Consider the following 24,154-nt stretch of genomic DNA (forward strand, 5'->3'; position numbering starts at 1 on the left):
GAATTCGGGCGTTCCGCTCTGAAACCAACTGATCGCGCCGATTCACGCTCGAAATTGGCCCCACCCCGGTGGTTCCGATTTCGAGCGATCGGCGCTAAGGACAGTCCCCACCCCCCGTCACACCCCGTCACACGAGGATCCGCCCGCCATGAGCGACGCCGGGACCGCCGATCTGCCGCACCGCGATCCAGGGGCGTTGACGGCCGCCGCGCTGCGCCCGCTGGTGGGGGAGGGCCTGGTTATCGCCCATCCCGGCCTCGACGGCGCGCATACCCTGACGCTGGTGGCGGTCGAGGAACGCCCCGAGGCGACGCCGCCCGGGGCACCCCGCACCGGCTTCCGGCTGGTCCTGCGGGGCGCCGCCGACGCGGTGCTGCCCCAGGCGACCTACACGATCGGCCACCCGGATCTGGGCCAGGTTGCGCTGTTCATGGTGCCGGTCGGGCCGGTCCCGGGGGAGCGCGGGGCGGCGGATTACGAGATTATCATGAACTGACTGGCCCGGCCCCGGCGGTCGGGGCGGGCCGCGCGGGCCGTTCCATGTAAAGGTACACCCCCCGGTCCGCAACCGGCTGGAACCCCAGCCGGTCGTACAGTGCCCGGATCGGGTTGCGGTGTTCCACATGCAGGCTGACGGTGCGCGCCTCGGCGTCCGCTTGGGCGCAGAGCGCCGTGACCAGCCGGCGCCCGTATCCCCGGCCGCGCACGGCCGGCAGCAGGATCAGGTCCATGAGACGCAGCTCGGCGGGACCGTCCCAGACGTAGAACCGCCCGATCGGCGCGCCCGCCAGGGTGACGAAATCGAGGCGGGCGCCGGGATAGCTGTCGGTATAGGCCCGGTGCTGGGCGGTGAACTGCTGGTCGATGAAGCGCGCCCACGCCGCGTTCGGGTCGTCCGTCGGATCCGCCGCCGGCCCCCCCGCCAGGCCGGCCGCCAGCAGGGGCGCCATGGCCGCGCGGTCCTCTGCCCGGCCGGCCTCGTAGATCGCCCGCATGCGGGCCATACCGGCCGCGGTCAGGGGCGCCAGGCCGAGCGGCGCAATGGCCGCGCCCAGCGCGGCGCGCCGGTCCGCGGCGCCGGTCGCCCCGGGTGGAGCGGGCGAGGCGGGGCGATCGTCCGGCATCGGTCTCCCTCGCTCTCTCCCCGTTTTCTCTACCGGGGCGCGCGGAGCGCCCCGCACCCGGGACGGGACGTGGCGCTCGTCCGCCTCAACTGCGCGGCGGATAGATCCCCTGCAGGGCGATCTGATAGTTCAGCATGAGGTAGGGCTGCCGGTTCTCGTGGGCTTGGTTGCCCCCCGTGTTGGAGACCGACTGGGCGTTCATGAGGGTGTAGGAATCCGGGATGTCGTACAGCGGCTTGGTGGCCCGGCCTGCAGGCGTCTTCGCCAGCACGACGTCGGGGCCGGGCGCGGTCTCTGCGGCGTTGCTGTCGACGGCATGGACGCTGTGGGTGTGCGGTGGGATCTCCGGCTGGCTGAGCGTCACGTCCGACACGCCGCCGGTCTCGCCCACGCGTCGCAGCGTCAGGCCGGGACCGCGGCCCTGGCCGACGGGCATGCGACCGCTCAGGTTCGGCAGCCCGAACGTGGTCCGCCCATCGCCGCCGAACGTCGTGCCCAACAGCGAGAACAGGGCGGTATACTGGGCGATGGCAAGCAGGCGGCCGTCGCAGGGCGCCCAGCCCTCGACGGTCCAGGTCAGGGGCCAGGCGCGGATCTCTCCGAGGAACGGTTCGCTCACGACACGTCTCCTTGCTCGACTCCGGGGTCGCGGGGGCCGCGACGGAGTCCGTCGTTCTCATGCCCGCTCTGGGTCGGACGCGCGGACCGGGGGGAGGGCTTCGGCATGACCGGGCCGCAACCGCGGCATCAATGCCGGGACGGGTAGATGCCGACCAGGGCGATGCAGTAGCGGATGACCAGGAAGGGAGCCATGTTCTCGTGGGATTGCCCCTGGCCGTCGTCGACCAGCATGTTGGCTTCCATCGTGACCATCTGGGTCTGGTCCGGCACGCCGTAGTGCGGGGTCGTCGAGGCGGCCAGAACATGGTCCGTCGCCACGGTCTGCGTGGCGCCGTCCGTGCTGCCGTGGATCACATGGTTGTGGGCGGGCATTTCCGCGGTGGTCACGGTGACCCGCTCGGTGCCGAACCTCTGGCCCTCGAGGCGTAGCGACAGGCCCGGGCCATGGCCCATGTGCAGGGCGGCCCGGCCGCGCAGGTCGGGCAGGGCGAAGGTGGTGCGCCCGTCGCCGCCGTAGGTCGTGCCGATCAGCGAGAACAGGGCGTCGTTCGACGAGATGGCCATGAGCTGACCCTCGCAGGCGGCCCAGCCGCGCGGGGCATAGGTGTAGGGGAACGGGCGGATTTCACCGATGAAGGGGTCCATGGCGTGATCTCCCTGGGCGGATCGGCGCGCAACTGTCGGCGCGGTCGGCAGTGGCGCGGTCGTCAGTTACGCGGCGGAAAGACGCCGAACAGCGAAATGCAGGCGTTCAGGACCAGGCTCGGCTGCATGTTCTCGTGCGCCCAGGTCTCCCCGGTGTTCGTCACCATGGTCCCGTTCAGGGGCACCATCGCGGTGGCCGCGCCGTAGCTGGCGGCCTCGGTCTGCGCCACCAGGGCACCGCTGGGAGACTCGGTCTCGGCGCTGTCATTGGTGGCCCGCATGCCGTGGGAATGCGCCGGCATCTCGGCCGTCGTCAGGGTCACGGTCTCGGTTCCGCCCTTGGCGCCCACGGGCTGCGTCTCGCTGTGATGCGTCGGCGCGCGGCCGCGCAGGTCGGGCAACGCGAACGTCGTGCGGCCGTCCCCGCCGTAGATCGTGCCAATCAGCGAGTACAGGGCCTGGTTCTGTGAAATCGCCATAAGCTGGCCATCGCACTTGGCCCAGCCCTTTGGCGCGAAGTTGAAAGCGAAAACGCGGATCTCAGAGATAAAGGGCTCGGCCATGCTTGCCTCCGGCGTGACGAAACCGAACACGCTGCTGGCGCGTGCAATCGGGAGCAAGCGTATGAGGCGAAACGACCCGCGGCAACCGAAAAGACACGCCAAGGCTAAAATGCAGCCCATATTCTCGTCCTGGGATGCATCACCGGCGCATAGGGACTACTCGAAGGCGAATATCCCCGAGAACACTCCGGTCCGGATTGGGACCCCGGCGGCGCGTCGGACCGTGCGTCCGTGCGCGGGACGCCCGTCCGTTGCCGCAGCGAACCGGAGTCGGCGCGGGCCGCGCGATGCGGCGGGTTTGCGGGTTTCGGGGACCGCTTGCAGGCGCACGCGCGCGGCGCCTATTCCATGCGGTGCGTGCGCTCCATGCGCTCGTGGCGCTCCTGGGCTTCCAGGCTGAGCGTCGCGATCGGACGGGCCTCCAGCCGGCGCAGGCTGATCGGCTCGTGCGTTTCCTCGCAGTACCCGTAGCTGCCGTCCTCGACCCGTTGCAGGGCGGCGTCGATCTTGGAGATCAGCTTGCGGGCGCGATCACGGGTCCGCAGTTCGAGGGCGCGGTCCATCTCGGCCGACGCGCGGTCGGCCAGATCCGGTTCCTGAAGACCCCCCTCCTGCAGGTGTTCCAGGGTCTCCTCGGCCTCCTTGATGAGTTCAGCGCGCCACTTCAGCAGTTTGTTGCGGAAGTACTCGCGCTGCATCTCATTCATGAACTCTTCATGCTCACTCGGCCGATAATCCGGCGGCAGCGTGACGCTCATGGTCCGCCTCAAACCCTTCTTTGTGCTTCACCCGCCCCCCGGCCCTGCGGGAGTTCGGTCCTCCCCGTGACGCGGCGGACTATAGGCGGGCGGCTGCACCCTCGCAAGCGTTCCGGTGAATCCGGGGGCGAAATGTTGCACCGTCTCGATCGCGCCCGGTCCGGCCGCGCGCCCCCCCCTGGCCCCGGCGGGGCCAGGCCGGCCGACATCGGCCCCGGCGCCGCCGCCGCGGCGGGCGCGCGGCCCGGTGCCGTTCTGCGATGCGCTGATCCGATGCCCCGATCCGATGCCCCGATCCGATGCCCCGATCCGATGTTGGGGTCCGATGCTGGGGTCCGACGCCTGGCGCGGCTCGGACCGCCCTACGTCTCGGCGCGGGCCAGCTTGGCCAGTTCCACCTCGGCCCGCAGCTCGATCTCGTCGAGCAGGGCGTCAAGCTGGCGGTCCGGCCCCTGCTCGCGCTTGGCGCGCACCATGCGGGCCAGATCCATGAGCCGATCCTTGGGAATCGCGCCCAGCAGCAGGCCGAGCCGGATCTCCTCCAGCCGGTCCAGCATCTCCTCGCCGTGCCGGACCAGCCGCCCGCGCCGCTGCCGGCCGCTGGTGGCGTCGTCGGCGGCCCCGGCCTCCTGCACCGCCAGCAGTCCGGTCAACGCGCCGGCCCCGCCGGCGGCGGCCGTGTCGCCGGCCGCGCCGACGGCGTCGGCGTCCTCGCCCAGGACCCCCTTCAGGGCGCGCTCAAACTCCAGTCCGGCCCTGTCCGACGGGCGGTCGGCACGCCGGCCCCGGCCCATGGCGACGGGCCGCCCGGACCCTTCGATCTTCATCGTCATGGTTCACCCGTCCGTTGCGGCCGCATGGCGATCCGACGGCGCGATCCCGCCCCGCCGAGCGCCGCGTGCGGCCTCGTCCCGCAGCTTGTGCAAGTCCATCTGCCACTTGCAACTCTCGCGCCAAGTCGGCCCGGTCGCGAGTCTGTCAAGGGTAGACCGCCGTCTCGGGGCGATGCAAACCCCCTCTTCGTCCGTCGCGTCCGCCCGTGCGCACCCGGCGGCCCTGCGCGGTCCGCGCGCCCGTGCCGCGGCCGGCAGTTCCTGCCCACCGGCCGGTCGACCGTGCCGACCGGCGTCCGGACGCGGCCCGGCCCCGGACCGCAGAGCCGTGTCGCGACAAGGGCTTGGGCCGCGCCGGCGGGACGCCCCGGTTGGCACACCGTTCGCATTGCCCCGGGCGAGGCGGTCTGCCTGCCGCCGTCCGCCGCCCTCGCTCGACGATCCCGGGGTTCCTGCCATGACCCGACAGCCGCACCGCCCGCACCGCCGATGGCCGTCCCCGGTCGCCCTGCTGGGCGCCGCGCTGACGCTGGCCGCGGTTCTGCTGCTGGCCGCCCCGGGCGCCTGGGCGGCCTCGCGGATCAAGGACATCGCCGATTTCGAGGGCGTGCGCGACAACCTGCTGGTGGGCTACGGCCTGGTGGTGGGCCTGAACGGCACCGGCGACGACATGGACGACGATCCCTACACCCGGGAAAGCCTGATCGGCATGCTGGAGCGCATGGGCGTCAACACCCGCGACGGCGACCTGTCACCGGACAATGTGGCCGCCGTCATGGTCACCGCCACGCTGCCGCCGTTCGCCCGCCAGGGCAGCCGGATCGACGTCACCCTGAGCGCCCTCGGCACCGCCAGCAACCTGCTCGGCGGCACCCTTCTGGTCACCCCGCTGATGGGCGCCGACGGCGAAATCTACGCCGTCGCCCAGGGCCAGCTCCAGGTGGGCGGCTTCGTCGCCCAGGGCGAGGCCGAGACGGTCACCAAGGGTGTGCCCACCAACGGCCGCATCCCCGCCGGCGCCATCGTCGAGAACGAGGTGCCGTTCGAGCTGGCGGGCATGGAATCGGTCAAGATCAGCCTGCGCAACCCCGACCTCACCACCGGCCGGCGCATCGCCAACGCCATCAACACGTTCCTCGGCACCGACCTGGCCCGGCCACTGGACCCCGGCACCGTGCTGATGCGGGTCCCGCGCGACTATCCCGGCGGCGTGGTGGCGCTGATGACCGACGTGGAACAGCTCCGCGTCGAGCCCGATCAGCTCGCCCGCGTGGTCATCGACGAACAGACCGGCACCATCGTGATCGGCGAGAACGTGCGCATCGACACGGTCGCCATCGCCCAGGGCAACCTGACCATCCGCGTCACCGAGACACCGCAGGTCTCGCAGCCGGCGCCGTTCTCGACCACCGGCGACACCGTGGTGGTGCCGCGCACCGACATCGAGATCGACGAGGGCGAGGACAATCGACTGACGGTGGTCAACCCCGGCGTGACGTTGCAGGATCTGGTCAACGGCCTGAACGCCCTCGGCGTGGGACCGCGCGACATGATCTCGATCCTGCAGGCGATCAAGGCGGCCGGCGCGTTGCAGGCCGAAATCCAGGTGATGTGAGGCCCGGAGGCACGCCATGGACAGCATGCTCACCGCCCAGCTCGATCAGGCCGCCCGCCAGGCCACCGGGTCCGCGCCCGCGCTCGGCGCCGGCGGGGACGAGAGCGGCCGGCGTTTCCGCACCGTCGAGCAGGCGCGCGGCGCGGCCCGCGAGTTCGAGGCCTTCTTCCTCAGCCAGATGCTGCAACCGATGTTCTCCGGCCTGTCGAGCGAACCGCCCTTCGGCGGCGGCCATGCCGAGCAGGTGTGGCGCTCGCTGCTGGTGGACGAGTACGGCAAGATGATGGCCCGGCGCGGTGGCGTCGGCATCGCCGATGCGGTGCTGAAGACCATGCTGGCGGCCCAGGAAGGCCAGGCCACGCCGCAGACCCGATCCCTCTGAGCCGGCCCGGGAGAGACCGATCATGTCCCAGGACAAGCCATCCCTTGGCCCGCCGCCCGCCCTCGGGCGTCCCGCGACCGCCGCACCCCGCGCCGCGACCGGGTCGGGTGCCGGATCCCCGCCCGCGCCGGGCGCGCCGCGCGTGAACGTCGGTGTCGCGCCCCCGGCACGCGGGGCGGCATCCGCCAAGCCCGGGGCGGCGCCGCCATCCGCCGAGGGCGCCGCGCGCCCGGGGCCGCCGGCCCTGGCGATCGGCAGCGGAGCCGGACGCGACCGCCCCGGCGCCGGATCGGCCCCCGCTGCCCCCTCCAAAGCCCCCTCCCAAGCCCCCGCCGCCGGCCTCCGCCGACCCGCCGCCGGCCCCCAGGGCCGCCCCGGCCGGGGACCGCGCGCCGCCACCCCCGACCCGCGACGCACGCCGGCGGGACGGGCGGAGATCCCCGCCGGCCACACGGTCCAGGGCCTGCGGCCCCCCACCGGAGCGGTGCGCAGCGACCCGGCGGCGGCCGAGGTGGTGCGGGCGGCGCGCGCGCTGGCCGACCTGCTGGTGGAGGAAAACGCCGCGCTGCGCCGCCACGACGTCGACGCCGTGCGCGCCCTGGCCGACCGCAAGGAGGCCACCACCCGCCTGTACCGCGAGCGCATGCTGGCGGTGCACAAGGACCCCGGCCACCTCACCGGGCTGCCGGAGGGCGAACGGGCGGTGGTGCGCCAGACCGGCGTCTACCTGGACGCCCACCTGGCCGAGAACGCCCGGCTGCTGAAGGCCACGATGGAGGGCACCAACCGGCTGATGAGCCTGATCGTGGACGCGGTCAAGCACGTCAACGCGGAGCGCGCCCCCGGCTACGCCGCCGACGGGCGCATGAGTGACCCGACCCACAACCCGTCGCGCGTGACGATGGCGTACAACGAGAACCTCTAGAGCCAATCCCGCGCGATCTGGCACGGATCGCGACGACGATTTGCTTCAATATCAAGACGCTAGAGCATTTTGCACGATGCAAGTGCTGGGCAAAATGCTCTAGGCCCCGACCCCAGCCCCCGGCCAAAGCCCCGGCCCCGACGGCGGGGCGGCGCGGAAAGGACCTGACCCATGAGCCTGAACCTGGCCTTGAGCTCGGCGCTCAGCGGACTACAGACCAACCAGAAGGGTCTGGACCTGGTCTCGCGCAACATCGCCAACGTCAACACCGTCGGCTACACCAAGAAGATCTTCAACCAGGAGAGCCGGGTTCTCTCCGGCACCGGCGCCGGCGTCCAGGTCACCGAGGTGACCCGGCGCGTCGACTTCGGCCTGATCGAGGAACTCAACCGCGAGACCGCCAAGCTGGAAGAGCTGTCGGTCCGGAGCGACTACTACGACCGCATGCAGGACCTGTTCGGCACCCCCGCCGACAACAGCTCGATCGCCCACATCATGGCGGAGCTGGTGGAGGAGGTGGAAACCCTGGCGCTGGAGCCGGACAAGACCGAGCAGCACCTGGCCACCGTGCAGCGCGCCGAGGACGCGGCGCGCAAGCTGAACAGCATGGGCACGCGGCTGCAACAGCTCCGCCTGGACGCTGACCAGGAGATCGAACGCACCGTCGACCAGGCCAACGGCCTGCTGCACGACATCCAAACCCTGAACGAGGAGATCGCCTACGCGCTGGCCACCGGGCGCGACGGCACCGACCTGATCGACCAGCGCGACGTGGCGGTGCAACAACTGACGTCGCTGATGAACGTCACCACCTTCACCCGCGGGTCGGGCGAGCTGACCGTCTACACCGAGGGCGGCAGCATCCTGGTCGACCGCGAGGTCAAGGAGCTGAACCACACCGCCCTGTCCGACATGAGCCCGTGGCAGACCAAGGGCGGCCGGGACATCCAGGGCATCACCCTGAACGGCGCCGACATCACCGACGACATCACCGAGGGCAAGCTGTCGGCCCTGATCGACATGCGTGATTCGGTGCTGACCGACTATCAGGCCCAAATCGACGAACTGACCCGGGGCCTGGCCGACACCGTCAACCAGGTCAACAACCGCGGCACCAGCTATCCCAACCTCGCCAACGAGTACGTCGGCACCCGGACGTTCCTGGACACCACGGCCCAGGAAATCACCCTGGACGCCAGCCACGACACCGTGATCGGCCTGTTCGACGCCGACGGCACCCAGGTCGATTCGACCACCCTCAAGACCATTCTCGGCAGCCCCGGGCCGCACACCCTGGAGGACGTCCGCGCCGACCTGGCCACCTGGCTGGCCGGGGCCGGCGGCGGCGCCCTGGCCTCGCCCAGCGTAACGTTCACCGACGGCAAGCTGGACATCAAGCTGAACAGCAACGACTACGGCCTGTCATTCAAGGACGTGAAGACCGTCGACCCGGGCGACCCCGCCACCTGGGTGCATGAGGACGCGACGATTTCCTTCAACGCCGACGGTGACGGCGCCAGCACCACCGACAGCACCCACCAGGGCTTCGCCAGCTTCCTGGGGCTCAACGACGTCTACACCGCGCCGCGCGCCGACTGGGCCTGGGATTCGGGCGTCAAGAGCGCGGGCTGGCGGCCCTTCGTCGGCGGCGACCTGGTGTTCAGCGACAACGACCCCGCCGGCGGCCTGAACCGGGGGACGCTGACCATCGCCGGCACCGATACGCTCCAGGACATTGCCGACAAGATCAACGACGACCCCGGTCTGAGCAGCTTCCTGGAGGCCGAGGTGGTGCGCGAGGGCGAGGGCGTGCGCCTGCGCGTCAAACACCGGGAAGGCTACGACATGGCGGTGACCCAGTCGGGCGCCGGCACCGACGTGATGACGGCGCTGGGCCTGGGCGTGAGCAGTGCCGGGTTGTCGAACGACATCGCCATCAAGGATGAGATCAGCGCCAACCCGTCCCTGATCTCGCGCGGCAGCATGCTGTACAACGCCGACACCGGCGAGTACACGCTCAGCGCCGGCGACAACAGCACCGCCAACGCCATGGCCGAGGCCCTGCGCGGCACCCAGGCGTTCGACAGCGCCGGCCGCCTGCCCGCCACCACCCGGTCGCTGATCGACCACGCCACGCTGACGCTGTCGCTGAACGCGCGCGAGGCCTCGACGAACGAGACCCGCACCGACTATCAGACCGGCCTGGTGGACACGCTGAACCGCAAGCACGCCGAGATCAGCGCCGTGAACATGGACGAGGAACTGGCGCAGCTCATCATCTTCGAGCAGAGCTACGCCGCCTCCGCCAAGGTGATCGCCACCACGGCCGAGATGTTCGACGTCCTCAACAGTATCGTCTAGACGGGAGGGTGGGCATCATGACAGCGCAGCGCCGCACCAGAACGGGGCCGCCGTCGCGCGTCGTCCGGCCCACCCGCCCCGGCACGCAGGAGGCCCGGCCATGATGGGGATCTCGACCCGCGTGGGCACGTTCGCGCAGCGAACGTCGCTCGTGCAGCAGATGATGACGGTCCAGAAGCGCCTGTACGAGACGCAGACCCAGCTCAGCACCGAAAAGAAGTCGCAGGACTACGCCGGTGTCTCCATCGACAGCTTCCGGCTGGTCAGCGTCGAGACCGAGAAGACCTCGGTGCAGCGCTTCACCCAGGGCAATCAGATCGCCAACGTCCGCCTGGGCACGATGGAGACCGCCGTCAGCGGCCTGCGCGAGAGCGTGCGCACGTTCCGCAACGATCTGATCGCGCTCAACAATCAGACCTTCGACCCGAGCAACGGCGACGACCTGCAGAAGCTGCGCGAGATCCAGGAGCGCGCCTTCGCCACCCTTCAGGACGTCTCCGGCTACCTGAACACCAGCACCGACGGGCGCTACCTGTTCGCGGGCGGGCGCACCACCATCGCGCCGGTCGAGGTGCCCTACGGCGATCTGGACGCCTTCCAGGCGGACTACACCGGCGACGCCGGGACCGGCCTGATCTACCCGGACACCCGCCCGGCCAACGTGCCCGACATCAAGGTGACACCGGACGAAATGTCGGCGGCGCTGTCCTTCGGCGGCGGTCCCGGCGCCTACACAGTGACCGTCACCCCGGCCTCGGCGGTCAACAACATACCGGTGGGCGCGACGGTGCGCCTATCCGACTCGGATACCAGTGAGACCTACACCGTCACCGCCAACGCCGCCGGCGTGCTGACCCTCGGCGAGGGGGCGAACGGCACCGCAGCGACGGCCGCAACCTTCGACACGAGCGGAACCACCATCGAGACCGTCAGCTACTACCGGGGCGACAGTCTGGCGATCGACCACCGGGTCAGCGCCGACCGTACCATCCAGCTCGGCGTCACCGCCAAGGATCCGGCGTTCGAGAAGGCGGTGCGCGCGCTCGGCACGCTGGCCCAGGGCGACCTGGAGAACAACCTGGGCCGGCTCGACACCGCGCTGACGTGGCTCAACGAATCGCTGGACGACAGCAGCACCGCGGCCAGCGACCTGGACACGGTGGCGCGCCGCATCGGCTTCCAGCAGGTCACCCTCAACCGGGCCATCGAGGAGGCCCAGTCCTACGAGGTGTTCCTGGAAAACCGGCAGACCGAGATCGAGAACGTCAACATCATCGACGCCGCCACCCGGTTGCAGGACGACGCCCGCGCGCTCGACGTCTCGTTCCAGAGCTACGCCCGCATCAGCCAGTTGTCGCTGCAGCAGTACATCTAGCCCGCGTTCCCCGCCAGCCCGAGAGCCGTGGCGCGCCCGCCTCCCCCCGGGGCGGGCGCCGCCGTGTGCGCCGGGCGTGCCGGTCACCCGCCGGGATCCGGCCCCGGCAGGAGTTGCCGAGCCCGCCGTGCAGTCCGTGCCGCACCGACCGGCGGGCGACAGCCACGGTCCCGCCCGGTTGTCCATGCCCCGGGTCGTCCGGCCAAGATACGCCGCGTTTCCAAGGACTTGACGATCGTTTTGTGGATTGGCCCGGCGGTTGCTTGAGCCTGGGGCGGCGGCGTCCATGCCGCGCCCTGCCCACCCCGGGCTCCGATGCACCACCAGGATGGCCGTGATGGACATCACTCCGGTTTCCCCCGCCTCCGCCGCCGGCCCCGCCGCCGGATCCGGCGCGCCGTCGAAGGCCCCCGCCCCCACCGCGGGCACGCTGTTCGCCGCCCTGATCGGCCGGGTGAGCACGGGCGCCGCGCCGGCGGCCGGCCTGACCGTGCCGATGACCGACACGCTGTTCGCCGCCCCGCCCGAGCCCGATCCGGCGCCCCGCCCTGCCCCCGCGCGCGAGACCCGAGACCGCGACGAGGGCGCTCCGGCGCGTCGGGCCGATCCCGAGCCCGAACCTGACCGCGAGTCCGAGACCGCCGCCGCGCCGCGCCGCGCCAACGACGCCGACGACGCCGCGGATGCCGCCAGCGCCGACGCCGCCCCCGCCGCCGCGCGCGCGACCCCCGCCGAGTCGCGCCCAGCCCCGGCCGCCGCCGCGCGGGCAACGGCCGCCGCCTCGGGCCTGACGGGCGCCAGCGCCGCCACGGCCTCGACCTCCGCGGCCGGCGCGGGCGCCGGGCAGACCGCCCCGTCGGGACAGGCCGCAACCACCCCGACCCCGGCCGACGCCGCCGCGACCGCCCACACCACCCCGTCCGGCCCGTTCCGGACGCAGGGCGCCGGCGCCGCAGCCCAGGACACCGCCACCGCTGCCAAGGCTGGCACCGAGGCCGGCGCCGAGACCGCCGCCGCACGCGCCGCCGGGGCGGCCGCCGCCCGCACCGCCAGCGCGGGCGACTCGGCCCCAGGCCGCGCCGCACCCGGGGCCACCCCGTCCCCGGGCACGGCCAGCGGATCCGCTCCCAAGGCGCCGACCGCCGCCGCGCCGCCGCGCACCGAGGGCGCCCGCGCCCAGGCCGACGCCCTGGCCCGCCAGGTCAAGCCCGACACCCCCGTCCAGGCCCGCGTCACCGTGCACGACGCGGGTTCGGGCGCCGGCTCCCGCCAGACCGCCGCCCAGGCGGCCACGCCCGAGACGCGCCCGGCGGCCGCCCCCGGTCCCGAAACCGCCGCACAGGCCCAGGCCGGCCGGACCGCCGCCGCCGGCGCGTCCGCATCGGGGAGCGAGCCGAGCGGCGCGACCGCCCTGCGCCAGCAGGTGCTGGACGGCCTGCGCCAGGCCCAGGGCGAGGGCTTCGTCAGCAACACCCCGGCCAAGCCCGGCAGCCCGGGCGCCCAGCCGACCACCGCCGAGTTGAACGCGGCCGCCGCCGACGCCCGCGCCCAGGCGCGCCAGCAGGCGCAGGCCCAGATGACCGCGCAGGCCGGCGCCCAGACCTCCGCCGCCGAAGGGCGCGGTGACACCGAGGCCGCCCAGGCCCAGCGCGCCGCCGCCGCCACGCTGGCCGCCGCCAATACGGCGCCCACGCCCCGCCCCGGCGAGGGCCGCCCGGCCTGGAGCGGCGCCCCCGGCGGCCGCACGCCCGGCGCCAGCGCGCCCGGCGACGGCGCCCTCGCCCGCGCCCCGGGGCGCGCCGGCGCACCGGGTCAAACCCAGGCCCAGGGCCAGGGCCAGGGCCAGACCGGGGCCGGCAGCGGCAGTCAGGCCCAGGGCGCCGCCACCCGCGCGGGCACCGCCCCCAGCGGCGCGATGCCGGCCGATGGCCCGGCCGCCTCCGGCAGCTTCGCCGAGCAGGTGGCCCGCACCGGCCAGGGCAGCGCCGCCGAACCGGCCCGTCCCGACCCCAAGACCCGTCCGGTCGTGGAGCAGCTCCGCGTCACCATCCACAAGGCCGCCAACCGCGGCATGGACCGGGTGACGCTTCAGCTCCATCCCAAGTCGCTGGGGCGTGTCGAGGTCAAGCTGGAGTTCGGCGCCGACGGCCGCGTCTCGGCCCATGTGACGGTCGACAAGGCCGACACCCTGGACCTGCTGCAACGCGACGCGCGCGGCCTGGAGCGGGCGCTGACCGACGCCGGCCTGAAGACCGACGGCGGCGGCATCCAGTTCAGCCTGCGCGGCGACGGCGGGGCCGCCGCCCAGGGCGACGCGGACGGACGCGGCAGCGGTCCCGGCCAGACGCCGCAGGGCGGTGAGGACGCCGGTAACGCGCCGGTCGCCGAAGAGCCCGATCCCGAAACCCTGGCCGCGGCCGCCGCCCAGGCGCGCGGCGGCATCAACGTTCGCGTCTAACCGTCCGCGTCCAACCGTTCGCGTCCAACCGTTCGCGTCCAACCGTTCGCGTCGAGGAGAAGCCCGCCATGGTCGATTCGGTCGCCGCCGCCGGCCTCATCAATCCGGAGGACGCCAGCAAGACGGGTCAGTCCCGCAACAAGCTGGCCAAGGATCTGGACAGCTTCCTGACGCTGTTGACCACACAGCTCAAGGCGCAGGACCCGCTGTCGCCGATGGACTCGACGGAGTTCACCAACCAGCTCGTCCAGTTCGCCCAGGTCGAGCAGCAGATCGCCCAGAACGAGAACCTGGAAAACCTCCTGGCCTCGACGATCAAGACGCAGCAGGCCATGGCGGTGAACTTCCTCGACAGCTACGTCGAGGCGGAGACCAACAAGGTGATGCTCCAGAACGGCCAGGCGGTCTTCACCTACGGCCTGTCCGACCGCGCCAAGAACGTCACGGTGACGGTCAAGGACACCGACGGCAACGTGGTGCGCAGCTTCGCCGGCGAGCCCAGCCAGGGTCTGCACAAGATCACCTGGGACGGCACCGACTACAACGGCAACCCGGTCGAGGACGGCGTCTACCTGCTGGAGGTCAACGCCACCGAGCGCGACGACGCCAGCGAAGACGAGACCCTGGAGACCTGGACCACCGCCATCGGCCGGGTGACCGGCGTCGCCTCCGACGACAAGGCCACCTATCTGGCCATCGGCGACCTGTCGGTGGACATGAACAAGGTGCTCGGCGTGTTCGCGACCCTGCCCGGTGAGGCCGGCGGCGACGCGGACGGCGGGGACGGCGGCGCGGGTGACGGCGCGGGTGACGGCGCGGGTGACGGCACCGGCGGCGGCGACGCCGGCGACGGGACCGATACCGACACCGCCGACGTCTAGCCCCTCGTCCGGGACCCCCGGGCGGCGCCACGCCGCCCCCTGAGCCCCCGGACCCGTGCGGCGCCCCGATGGCCCGCACCAAACAGAACGGACCCGGCGGAGAGACACCCCCGGGCACCTTGAAGGAGAAGACCGATGTCGCTGTACGGAGCCTTGTTCTCGGGCGTGTCCGGGCTGCAATCGCAGTCCAGCGCCATGGGTGCCATCTCGGACAACGTCTCGAACGTCAACACGGTGGGCTACAAGGGCACCACGGTGAACTTCCAGACCCTGGTCACGGCCCAGGTGTCGGTGACCCAGTACTCACCCGGCGGCGTCCAGTCCGCGCCGCGGACCAACGTGGACGTACAGGGGCTGTTGCAGGCCACCACCTCCTCCACGGACTTCGGCATCTCCGGGCAGGGTTTCTTCGTCGTCTCCGACCAGGCGATCGACCCTTCGGGCTACGCCTACAGCCGCGCCGGCTCCTTCAAGGTGGACAAGGACGGCTACCTGCAGAACGTCTCCGGCTATTACCTCCAGGGCTGGCCCCTGATCCAGGGCGCGGGTCCGGCCTCCTCGGCCATGGTCGAGTTCAACAACCAGACCTACACCAAGGCCTACAAGAAGGCCGACGGCGAGACCTTCTACATCAACGACAACGCCGTCGACAGCGTCAACATGCAGCCGCTGAACCTGAACACCATCGGCGGCACCGCGCGCGCCACCGGCAGCCTGTCCATCGGCGCCAACCTGCCGGCCGGCGCGGCCATCGGCAACACCGAGAAGACCAACGCGCTGATCTTCGACAGCCTGGGCAACAGCCACAACCTGAACTACCAGTGGACCAAGCGCGGGCAGAACGTGTGGGACATGGAATTGCTGCCGCCGGCCGGCGCGCGCGACGTCAGCATCAAGGCGCAGGACGATACCAGCGTATACTTCTCGTCCGGCCGCATCGACTTCACCGATATTCCGGATGATGGCACGTCGTTTACGATCGACATCAGCGGAACCACCTACACCTTCGACTTCGACTCCTCGACGCCCACCGACAGCGCCAACGTGACCCTGTCCGCCACCGGCGATGCCGGCCCGTTCACCATCGGCACCCAGGGGCGCACCCTGTCGCAGGTGCTGGACAGCCTGGGCGATGCGGTCGAGCAGGCCTCGCGTCATGCCTATGACGCCGAGTACACCGGCGGCGGCGACGGCACGGTCCAGAATATCACCGGCAAGACCCCGCCCGGCCGCTGGGCCGAGCGCCTGGCCGGCACCGACGCCATCATCTTCCGTCAGGGCTCGGAGTCCGACGAGATGTCGGTGGACACCTCGGCCCTGTTCACCGGCACCGACCCGTCGGTGATCCAGACCCCGGTCCCCGATGCCAGCGGCGTGCTGCAACCCTGGACCGTGGCCCAGCTCAGTGCGCCCGCCGGCGCGCCGCCGCTGCCCAACGAAAGCGACTGGCGCGGCTCCTGGGTAAACTCGAACGGCGTCACCAGCGCCACCGACCGCGACTATCCCTCGGGCATCGTGTTCAACGGCGACGGCACGCCGGCGCGCTTCTTCGGCTACTCGCCGCAAGGCGCCGACGACCCCGCGACCAGCGTGGAAATCGGCTGGTCGAACGGCGCCGCGGACATGCAGGGCAGCAGCGCGATCTCGCAGTTCCTGGGGAATTACAACACAAACGATGCCATGCAGCAGTTGTCTGGTGACTACCAGCTCAACTATGTCAACCAGAACGGCAACCGCTTCGGCAACTTCACCGGCGTGACCGTCTCCGAGACCGGCATCGTCACGGCGCTGTTCGACAACGGCGTGCAGGCCCCGATCTTCATGGTCCCGATCGCCACCTTCGTGAACCCGAACGGCATGAACGCCCTGACCGGCAACGTCTTCCAGCAGACCGACAACTCCGGCTTGCCGACGGTGCGCGAGGCCGGGACGGCCGGGGCCGGCACGGTGGCGCAGGCGACCCTGGAGTCGTCGACCGTCGACCTGGGCCAGGAGTTCACGACCATGATCACCACCCAGCGGGCCTATTCGGCGGCGGCGAAGATCATCACCACCTCGGACGACATGCTGGAGGAGCTGATCCGCATCAAGCGGTAGGCGTATCCGGGTCTCCTGCTTCAAGATCACCTCAGGTCCCCGGCCCGCGCCGGGGACCCTTTTTCTGGGTGGTGCCGGTTTTCTGGGTGGTGCCAGCATCCGCTGTGCCATGCGGGATCGGTGCACGGCGCCCGGGACCGGCCGGTGTCACTGGACAAACGGCCGACCGCGGCCGATACCGGACGGCATCACCGCCCACCCCTTGCCCGCGCACAGGAGGCCGCCCATGACCGCGTCCGCCCCGAAGGCCCCACACCGAGCCGCCACAGACGCCGCGCACGATGGTGCGCAGCCCAAGCGCCGCGTGGCGGTCTGGGACCTGCCCACCCGCCTGTTCCATTGGGGTCTGGTGGCGGCCCTGGGGGTGGCCTGGTGGAGCGGCGAGGAGGGCGATTTCACGGTCCATTTCATCGCCGGCCACGTGGTTGTCGGGCTGTTGGTGTTCCGCCTGCTGTGGGGGGTGATCGGCAGCCAGACGGCGCGCTTCTCCGACTTCGTGCGCGGCCCGGGCGCGGTGGGGCGCTACCTGCGCCGAACCTTCAGCAAGGCCCCGGACGACAGCATCGGCCACAACCCCGCCGGCGCGGTCATGGTGCTGCTGCTGCTGCTGATGGTCGGGGTCCAGGCCGGCACCGGCCTGTTCGCCAGCGAGAACACCTGGGCCTTCGTCTCCGGCCCGCTGGCCGGCCTGGTCGACGGCGCCACCTCCAGCGACCTGACCAGCCTGCACAAGGGCGTGCTGTTCAACGCCCTGCTGGTGCTGGCCGGCCTGCACGTGCTGGCCGCCGTGGTGTATCTGGTGGTCAAGCGCGAGAACCTGATCGGCGCCATGGTGGTGGGCCGCAAGTGGCTGCCCGCCGACAAGGCCGACCCGCCGCCGCGCATGGCCAGCCGGGTGCTCGCGCTCGCGGTCGCCCTCGCCGCCGCCGGGCTGGCCGGGTGGCTGTACAGCCTGACGTGACGGCGCGGCGCGGCGCGGCACCGCCGGCCCGGTCGCGGTGCCGTCCGAAAGACCCGGTGTCACATAGCGTTGGCGCGCCCTGCCGGCCCCTGATAGCGTAGGCGGGTGTCCCTGGATCGTCCTCCGTCGCCGAGGGGTGCGGCTTTGCCCCAACGTCTCGCCCTATCCCCGTCCGCGCAGACCTCCCGCGACGGACCGGCCCTGATGACGCGCCTGCGCGCCGCCACGCGGGAGCCGCATGAGGCCCTGCACCGCGCCGCGCTGCTCGCGCCGTTGCAGGCGCCACGGCTGGAGGCCGCCCGCTATGGCCGCATCCTGGCCCGGTTCGACGCCTTCCTGACGGTCGCCGAGACCCAGGTCCTGATCCCCGCCGATCCGTGGCTGGCGCGCCAGGGTTTCGCGCGCGCCTCGCGCCGGCCGGCCCTGGCCGCAGACCTCGCCGATCTGGCCCGCGCCGGCGTGACGCCCACCGCCGACCCGCCCGCGCCCCCGGCCATCGCCCTGCCCTCGGGACCGGGGGCGGCGCTCGGCGTTCTGTACGTGACCGAGGGATCGCGCCTGGGCGGACGCGGCCTCGCCCGCCACCTGGCCGGCGCGCTGCCGGCGCCGGTGGCGGGGGCGACCCGCTTCCTAGGCTCCCCGGAGGTCGATCTGGCGACGCACTGGCGCCGGGTCGGCGCGGTCATCGACACCGCCGGGCGCGATCCGGGCCACGCCGCCGCCGCCCTGGAGGCCGCCCGGCGCGCCTTCGCGCTTCTGCACCACTGGTTCGACGAGAGGCCATGAGCGACAGCCGGACCGATCTGCCGACGGTGGATCTCAGCGAATGCGAGAACGAGCCGATCCACCTGCTGGAGCTGGTGCAGGGCCACGGCTGCCTTCTGGTGCTGGGCGGATCGCCGCTGGCGGTGCTTCAGGCCAGCCAGAACACCGAGGCGTTCCTGGGCACCCCCGCCGACGCGCTGCTCGGCCGGCCGCTGTCCCAGGTGCTCGACCCGCTGGCGGTGCGTGGCCTGGAGGGGCTGGCCGCCCAGGCCGGGCGCGCCGACCTGCCGCCGCTGGGGGTCTACGCCCGGCCGCCGGCGGACCGGGGCCGGCTCCGCCGTCTGCGGGCCACCGCCCACCGCGCCGACACCGCCGACGGCGCGGTGCGCCTGATCGTCGATCTCGAGCCGGTCGACGAGCATGACGAGGAGGCCGCCGAAGCGACCTTCGAGGCCGAGGGCATCGCCCAGGCCGGCCTGACGGAAAGTGAAAACCTGTACCAGTTTCTCGACCAGGCGGTGCATGCGATCGCGGGCGTGACCGACTACGACCGGGTCATGGCCTACATGTTCCATCCCGACTGGTCGGGCGAGGTGGTGGCGGAGGCGCGCAACCCCGACCTCACCCCGTTCCTGGGCCTGCGCTACCCCGCCTCGGACATCCCGTCGCAGGCCCGCCGCCTGTACCTCAGCACGCTCCTGCGGGTCATCGCCGACGTCAACGGCCTGGCCGTCCCCCTGACCCGGGCCGACTCGGTGGCCGACGACGGCCCGCTCGATCTCAGCCGGGCGGTGCTACGCAGCGTCTCCAGCTATCACATCGAGTATCTGCGCAACATGGGCGTGGGGGCGACGCTGGTCACCTCGCTGGTGATCGACGGCGCCCTGTGGGGCCTGATCGCCTGCCACCACATGGGGCCGAAGACGGTCCCCTGGCACCGGCGCGAGGCGGTCGCACGCCTGACCGCCCGCACCTCCGACCGCATCGGCGACATCCTCAGCCTGCAACGCACCCGCCAGGAGCGGCGCAGCCGGCGCTTCCTGGAGATGGTCCAGGGCCGCCTGGGCGCCCGGGGCAACCCGCTGGACGTGCTGTTCTTCGGCGGCCCGCGCCTGAGCGACGTGATCCGCTGCGACGGCATCGCGGTGCACAGCCCGGACCGCACCGCCACCACCGGCAACACCCCGGCACCGCGCACCCTGGCCGCCTTCTTCGCCCGCGCCGCGGCCCACGCCGAGAACGGGGTGTTCGTCTCCCAGGCCCTGGCCGACACCCACCTGTTCGACGACCTCGACCTGCCCGGCTGTCGCGGCGCGCTGGTGGCGTTTCCCTCCCGCGAGCCGCTGGTGGCGCTGGCCTGCTTCCGCGACGAGCTGGTGCGCGAGGTGCACTGGGGCGGCGATCCCAACAAGCCGGTGGAGGTGGACGCCGCCTCGCAGCGGCTGTCCCCGCGCAAGTCGTTCAATCTGTGGCGCGAAGAGGTGCGGGGCCACTCCCGCGCCTGGGAGCCGTGGACTCTCGACCTGATGCGGCGGCTGGCCGACACCCTGGCCCGCGGCCTGGGCGGCACGACCGGCGCGGCGCCCGACCCCGCGGCCGAGGTGGCGGCCCTGGCCGCGGCCATGGACGACCTGCTCGACCGCTTCGAGCGCCGCGCCGGGAACCTCCTGGAAAGCCTCGATCTGGCCGACAACGGCGCGCTGCTGGCGACCCCCCAGTCCGTGCTGGGCTGGCCCGAGGACGTGGCGGTCGCCGCCAACGCCGTGTTCCGTGACCGCTTCGACGTCGACGAGGGCGACATCGCCGAGCAGCCGGTCAAGACCGTCCTGCGCGCGCTCGGGCTGCCCGGCACCATCACCCACCTGCCGCCGGGCGGCAGCATGGAGGTGGAATGGTGGTCGGGCGTCTCGGGTCATCGCACCCTGCACGTGCTGCGGCGCGGCCTGTTCGCGCTGGCGCGGGGCGAGGCCGAGCGCGCCTGGGTGATCTACGCCTTCGACGACGTGACCAGCTTCTACCGCACCCAGAAGGCCCTGGGCGCAGCGCGCACCCAGGCGATGGCGCGCACCCGGGGCCGCACCGAGTTCCTGGCCCAGCTCGCCCGGGAGCTGCGCGCGCCTCTGCACGCCATTCAGGGGTTCGCGGACTCCCTGACCCAGGACCGGACCGAGACCCACGCCGACCGCTACCGCGACTATGCAGGGGAGATCCGCTCCCTCAGCGGCAACCTTCTCGACCTGCTGAACGACCTGCTGGACGTCGCCCGCCTGGAGGGCGGCGGCGAGCCCGGCGGCAGCGGCGTCTTCGACCTGACCCTGCTGGTGGGCGACATCTGCCGCGAGGTGCGCGACAGCGGACGCGACCACGGCATGGCCTGGGACTGGCACCTGCCCAACGAGCGGATCCTGGTTCAGGGCGACGTGGGCGCGCTGCGTCATGCCCTGGCGACCCTCATCACCGCGGCGTTGCGGGCCAGCCTGCCCGACGGCCCGGTGATGGTGCGCCTGACCATGGAACGCGGCGGCGAGCCGCGCGTCTCGGTCAGCGACACCGGCCTGGGGCTGGGCGAGGACGACCTGATCGCCCTGCGCCGGCCGCTGGACGCCACCCTGGCCCACGGCGGCGAGCCGCACCGGGGCATCGGCCTGGCACTGGTGCGCGGCCTGGTGGACCTGCACGGCGGCGGGGTGACGGTGACCAGCAACCCGGACTCCGGGACCACCGTGCACGTGACCCTGCCGCGCCACCGCGTGGTCGACCGCGACAACCTGCCTGGCGGCGGTGCCGCGGCGGCCACCCGCCCGACCCTGCGGACCCCGTAGGACCACGCCGGGCGCCCGCCGCCCCTTGCGTTCCGGACCCGAGCGCGTATGGTGCCGACCGCCGCCGGCCACCGCTTCGGCCGGCGCGCCGTTCGCAACCGGGGGGTCAGTCGGGAGGCCCGAACCATCGCGTACCGCGCCCGTCTTCGTCGTCCGGGCCCCTGGACCTGGGGCAGCCTGCTCGTCGCCGGCCTGGTGGCGCTCCCGCTGGTCGCGGTGTTCGTCATGGCGCTGTGGCCGGAGGAGAACATCTGGCCACATCTGGCCGCCACGGTGCTGCCGCGCTACCTCACCACCACCGTGCTGCTGATGACCGCCGTCGGCGCCGGCACCCTGACCATCGGGATCACCGGCGCCTGGCTGGTCACCATGTACCGCTTCCCCGGCCGGCGCCTGTTCGAGTGGGCGCTGCTGATGCCGCTGGCGGTGCCGGCCTACGTCATCGCCTACGTCTACACCGACCTGCTGGAATACGCCGGGCCGGTGCAGGGGGCGATCCGGGCCGTGTTCGGGTTCGACAGCGCGGCCGACTACTGGTTCCCCGAAATCCGCTCGCTGCCGGGCGCGGCCATCATGATGACGGCGGTGTTCTACCCTTACGTCTACCTGCTGGCCCGGGCCGCCTTTCTGGAACAGTCCCTGTGCGTGCTGGAGGTCAGCCGCACCCTGGGCTGCGGCCCCTGGGCCTCGTTCCGCCGGGTGGCGCTGCCGCTGGCCCGGCCGTCCATTGTGGTCGGCCTGGCACTAGTGCTGATGGAGACCCTGAACGACTTCGGCACCGTGGACTACTTCGCGGTGCAGACCCTGACCGCCGGGCTCTACAATGTCTGGCTGATCCTGCACAACCGGGCCGGCGCGGCCCAGATCGCCCTGGTGCTGATGGGCTTCGTGGTGCTGCTGATCGTGGCCGAGCGCCTGGGCCGACGCCGGCGCGGCTATCAGGCCACCAGCACCCGCACCCGCAGCAGCGCCGGCGTGCGCCTGACCGGCTGGCACGCCCCGCTCGCGACCGTCGCCTGCGCCCTGCCCATCGTGGTGGGGTTCGTCGTCCCGGTGGCCGTGCTGACCCGCCACGCCGTGGTGCGGTTCGAGGAGTCGTGGAACGCCGGGTTTCTGACCCATGCCCTCAGCAGCCTGGGCCTGTCGGCCGGCGCCGCCCTGATCGCGGTTGCCATCGGGCTGTTCCTGGCCTACGCCGTGCGCCTCGACGGCGGCCGCGGCCTGCGCCTGCTGGTGCGCTTCGCCAGCCTGGGCTACGCCATCCCGGGCGCGGTGCTGGCGGTGGGGGTGCTGACCGTGCTGGCCGGGATCGACAACACCGTGGACGCGATCATGGAAGGCACCTTCGGGATCGACACCGGCCTGCTGCTCAGCGGCACCGTGTTCGCGCTGCTGTTCGCCTACACCGTGCGCTTCCTCGCCCTGTCGCACGGCACCCTGGAGGCCGGCCTGGGCCGGGTGCGCCCCAGCCTGGACATGGCGGCGCGCACCCTGGGGCGCACGCCCGGGCAGGTGCTGCGCGAGGTGCACGCCCCCCTGGTGCGCGGCAGCCTGCTGACCGCCGCCCTGCTGGTGTTCGTGGACTGCATGAAGGAGCTGCCGGCCACCCTGATCCTGCGCCCGTTCAACTTCGAGACCCTGGCCACCCATGTCTACCAGTTCGCCTCCGACGAGTTGCTGGAACAGTCCGCCCTGGCCGCGCTCAGCATCGTTCTGGTGGGCCTGATCCCGGTGCTGCTGCTGAGCCGCTCGATCTCGCGCGCCCGCGACTGGGGTCAGGGGGGGCCGGCATGACGGCTGCGGCTGCGGCGCCCGCCCTCGCCTTCAAGGGGGTCACCCACGGCTACGACGACGGCCGCCCGGTGGTGCGCGCCCTGGACCTGACCCTGGCGCCGGGCGAGGTGGTGTGCCTGCTCGGCCCGTCCGGCTGCGGCAAGACGACGACATTGCGCCTCGCCGCGGGCCTGGAGCGGCCCTGGACCGGCACCGTGCGCATCGGCGGGGCGACGGTGGCCGACGCCGGCGCGGCGCCGCCGGTGCACGTGCCACCGGAGCGGCGCCGGGTCGGGTTCCTGTTCCAGGACTTCGCCCTGTTTCCGCATCTGACCGTGCTCAACAACGTCCTGTTCGGCCTCAAGGGCCGGCCGCGCAAGGCGGCGCAGGCGCGCGCCCGGGCGGTGCTCGCCGACGTCGGCATGGCCGACCACGCCCGCGCCTGGCCGCACCAGCTCTCCGGCGGCCAGCAGCAGCGGGTGGCGCTGGCCCGGGCGCTGGCGCCGGAACCGGCCCTGCTGCTGCTGGACGAGCCGTTCTCCGGCCTGGACACCCGCCTGCGCCGCACGGTGCGCGAGCAGACCCTGCGTGTCCTCCAGGAAACCGGGGTGGCCGCTTTGATGGTCACCCACGATCCGGAAGAGGCCATGTTCATGTCCGACCGCATCGCCCTGATGCAGGCCGGCCGCATCGTCCAGATCGACAGCCCGATGCAGCTTCACCACCGGCCGCGCTCGCCCTTCGCGGTGCGCTTCTTCAGCGAGGTGAACGAGTGCGCCGGGGTGATCCGGAACGGCGCGCTGGACACCCCGCTCGGCCGCTTCGACGCCCCCGAGCTGGCCGACGGCACCCCGGCGCGGGTGCTGGCGCGGCCCGAAGCCCTGATCCCCACCCTGTCGGGCGACACCGGGTTCGCCGCCCGCGTGGTCTCGGTGCGGCCGCTGGGGCACGAGACCATCCTGCTGCTGGGTCTGACCGCCCCCGGCCGGCCGGAGAGCGAGGCCCTGCCGCTGACCGCGCGGGTGCCGGGCCGGCCGCGCTGCGATCCCGGCGACATCATCGCGCTGGCGGTGGAGGCCGACGAGTGCTTCGTCTTTCCCGACGCCGGCCCGGACCCGGAGGACGCCGGCGGCACCGGGTGAAGACCACCGGCGAGTCTCTTGGCCCCCTTCCGCCGTTGGGGCACACTACCGGC

The 24,154-nt window shown here is 72.3% G+C and carries 20 protein-coding genes; 14 read left to right on the forward strand and 6 right to left on the reverse strand.

All coding sequences use genetic code 11. The features are described 5' to 3' along the window. The first annotated feature begins 148 nt into the window (after nucleotides 1-148). Nucleotides 149-496, forward strand: coding sequence for a DUF6916 family protein (locus GGD88_RS10360; RefSeq protein ID WP_184435158.1), 348 nt, complete (start codon nucleotides 149-151; stop codon nucleotides 494-496). Here the strand turns inward: GGD88_RS10360 and GGD88_RS10365 are convergent. The 6 genes from GGD88_RS10365 to GGD88_RS10390 form a co-directional block, all read right to left on the reverse strand. Next, the gene (locus tag GGD88_RS10365) at nucleotides 486-1,124 is read right to left on the reverse strand and encodes a GNAT family N-acetyltransferase (RefSeq protein ID WP_184435161.1); all 639 of its coding nucleotides are present in this window, start codon (nucleotides 1,122-1,124) and stop codon (nucleotides 486-488) included. The genes GGD88_RS10360 and GGD88_RS10365 overlap by 11 nt on opposite strands. Before the next feature lie 85 nt (nucleotides 1,125-1,209). Then, on the reverse strand, nucleotides 1,210-1,743 hold the full coding sequence (locus GGD88_RS10370) for a tail fiber protein (protein ID WP_184435164.1): 534 nt from the start codon (nucleotides 1,741-1,743) through the stop codon (nucleotides 1,210-1,212). A gap of 128 nt (nucleotides 1,744-1,871) precedes the next feature. Further along, on the reverse strand, nucleotides 1,872-2,390 hold the full coding sequence (locus tag GGD88_RS10375) for a phage tail protein (RefSeq protein WP_184435166.1): 519 nt from the start codon (nucleotides 2,388-2,390) through the stop codon (nucleotides 1,872-1,874). A 62-nt stretch (nucleotides 2,391-2,452) separates the two neighbouring features. Then, on the reverse strand, nucleotides 2,453-2,953 hold the full coding sequence (locus GGD88_RS10380) for a phage tail protein (RefSeq protein ID WP_184435169.1): 501 nt from the start codon (nucleotides 2,951-2,953) through the stop codon (nucleotides 2,453-2,455). Between the two features lie 341 nt (nucleotides 2,954-3,294). Beyond that, nucleotides 3,295-3,711 (reverse strand): RNA polymerase-binding protein DksA, encoded by a 417-nt coding sequence (dksA, locus tag GGD88_RS10385; protein WP_184435171.1) that lies wholly within the window; start codon nucleotides 3,709-3,711, stop codon nucleotides 3,295-3,297. A 362-nt stretch (nucleotides 3,712-4,073) separates the two neighbouring features. Continuing rightward, nucleotides 4,074-4,544 carry a flagellar assembly protein FliX gene (locus GGD88_RS10390; protein ID WP_184435172.1) on the reverse strand — a complete coding sequence of 157 codons (471 nt, stop codon included), beginning with the start codon at nucleotides 4,542-4,544 and terminating at the stop codon, nucleotides 4,074-4,076. A 457-nt stretch (nucleotides 4,545-5,001) separates the two neighbouring features. Between GGD88_RS10390 and GGD88_RS10395 the strand changes: the two genes are divergently transcribed. The 13 genes from GGD88_RS10395 (at nucleotide 5,002) to GGD88_RS10455 (ending at nucleotide 24,101) form a co-directional block, all read left to right on the forward strand. Continuing rightward, the gene (locus GGD88_RS10395) at nucleotides 5,002-6,159 is read left to right on the forward strand and encodes a flagellar basal body P-ring protein FlgI (RefSeq protein WP_184435174.1); all 1,158 of its coding nucleotides are present in this window, start codon (nucleotides 5,002-5,004) and stop codon (nucleotides 6,157-6,159) included. 16 nt (nucleotides 6,160-6,175) lie between these two features. Further along, nucleotides 6,176-6,541, forward strand: coding sequence for a rod-binding protein (locus GGD88_RS10400; protein WP_246423696.1), 366 nt, complete (start codon nucleotides 6,176-6,178; stop codon nucleotides 6,539-6,541). 484 nt (nucleotides 6,542-7,025) lie between these two features. Beyond that, nucleotides 7,026-7,466 (forward strand): hypothetical protein, encoded by a 441-nt coding sequence (locus GGD88_RS10405; RefSeq protein ID WP_184435176.1) that lies wholly within the window; start codon nucleotides 7,026-7,028, stop codon nucleotides 7,464-7,466. A 171-nt stretch (nucleotides 7,467-7,637) separates the two neighbouring features. Beyond that, entirely contained in the window at nucleotides 7,638-9,827 is a 2,190-nt protein-coding gene (gene flgK, locus GGD88_RS10410) for a flagellar hook-associated protein FlgK (RefSeq protein ID WP_184435179.1), read from the forward strand. 100 nt (nucleotides 9,828-9,927) lie between these two features. Continuing rightward, entirely contained in the window at nucleotides 9,928-11,202 is a 1,275-nt protein-coding gene (locus GGD88_RS10415) for a hypothetical protein (RefSeq protein ID WP_184435182.1), read from the forward strand. 337 nt (nucleotides 11,203-11,539) lie between these two features. Beyond that, on the forward strand, nucleotides 11,540-13,660 hold the full coding sequence (locus GGD88_RS10420) for a flagellar hook-length control protein FliK (RefSeq protein ID WP_184435184.1): 2,121 nt from the start codon (nucleotides 11,540-11,542) through the stop codon (nucleotides 13,658-13,660). Between the two features lie 68 nt (nucleotides 13,661-13,728). After that, entirely contained in the window at nucleotides 13,729-14,541 is an 813-nt protein-coding gene (locus GGD88_RS10425; RefSeq protein ID WP_184435187.1) for a flagellar hook assembly protein FlgD, read from the forward strand. Between the two features lie 135 nt (nucleotides 14,542-14,676). After that, on the forward strand, nucleotides 14,677-16,638 hold the full coding sequence (locus GGD88_RS10430) for a flagellar hook protein FlgE (protein ID WP_184435190.1): 1,962 nt from the start codon (nucleotides 14,677-14,679) through the stop codon (nucleotides 16,636-16,638). Nucleotides 16,639-16,864: 226 nt separating this feature from the next. Continuing rightward, complete coding sequence (locus tag GGD88_RS10435) at nucleotides 16,865-17,599, forward strand: cytochrome b/b6 domain-containing protein (protein WP_184435193.1); 735 nt, start codon at nucleotides 16,865-16,867, stop codon at nucleotides 17,597-17,599. Between the two features lie 204 nt (nucleotides 17,600-17,803). After that, nucleotides 17,804-18,385, forward strand: a complete 582-nt coding sequence (locus GGD88_RS10440; protein WP_184435196.1) for a biliverdin-producing heme oxygenase — start codon at nucleotides 17,804-17,806, stop codon at nucleotides 18,383-18,385. After that, nucleotides 18,382-21,186, forward strand: a complete 2,805-nt coding sequence (locus tag GGD88_RS10445; RefSeq protein WP_184435198.1) for an ATP-binding protein — start codon at nucleotides 18,382-18,384, stop codon at nucleotides 21,184-21,186. The genes GGD88_RS10440 and GGD88_RS10445 overlap by 4 nt, the downstream gene beginning before the upstream one ends. Nucleotides 21,187-21,234: 48 nt before the next feature. Next, nucleotides 21,235-22,980, forward strand: a complete 1,746-nt coding sequence (locus tag GGD88_RS10450) for an ABC transporter permease (protein WP_184435200.1) — start codon at nucleotides 21,235-21,237, stop codon at nucleotides 22,978-22,980. Then, nucleotides 22,977-24,101, forward strand: a complete 1,125-nt coding sequence (locus GGD88_RS10455; RefSeq protein WP_184435202.1) for an ABC transporter ATP-binding protein — start codon at nucleotides 22,977-22,979, stop codon at nucleotides 24,099-24,101. Before GGD88_RS10450 ends, GGD88_RS10455 begins: the two co-directional genes overlap by 4 nt. Nucleotides 24,102-24,154: the final 53 nt, after the last annotated feature.

It is taken from the genome of Roseospira goensis (genome assembly GCF_014197795.1).
Lineage (GTDB): Bacteria > Pseudomonadota > Alphaproteobacteria > Rhodospirillales > Rhodospirillaceae > Rhodospira > Rhodospira goensis.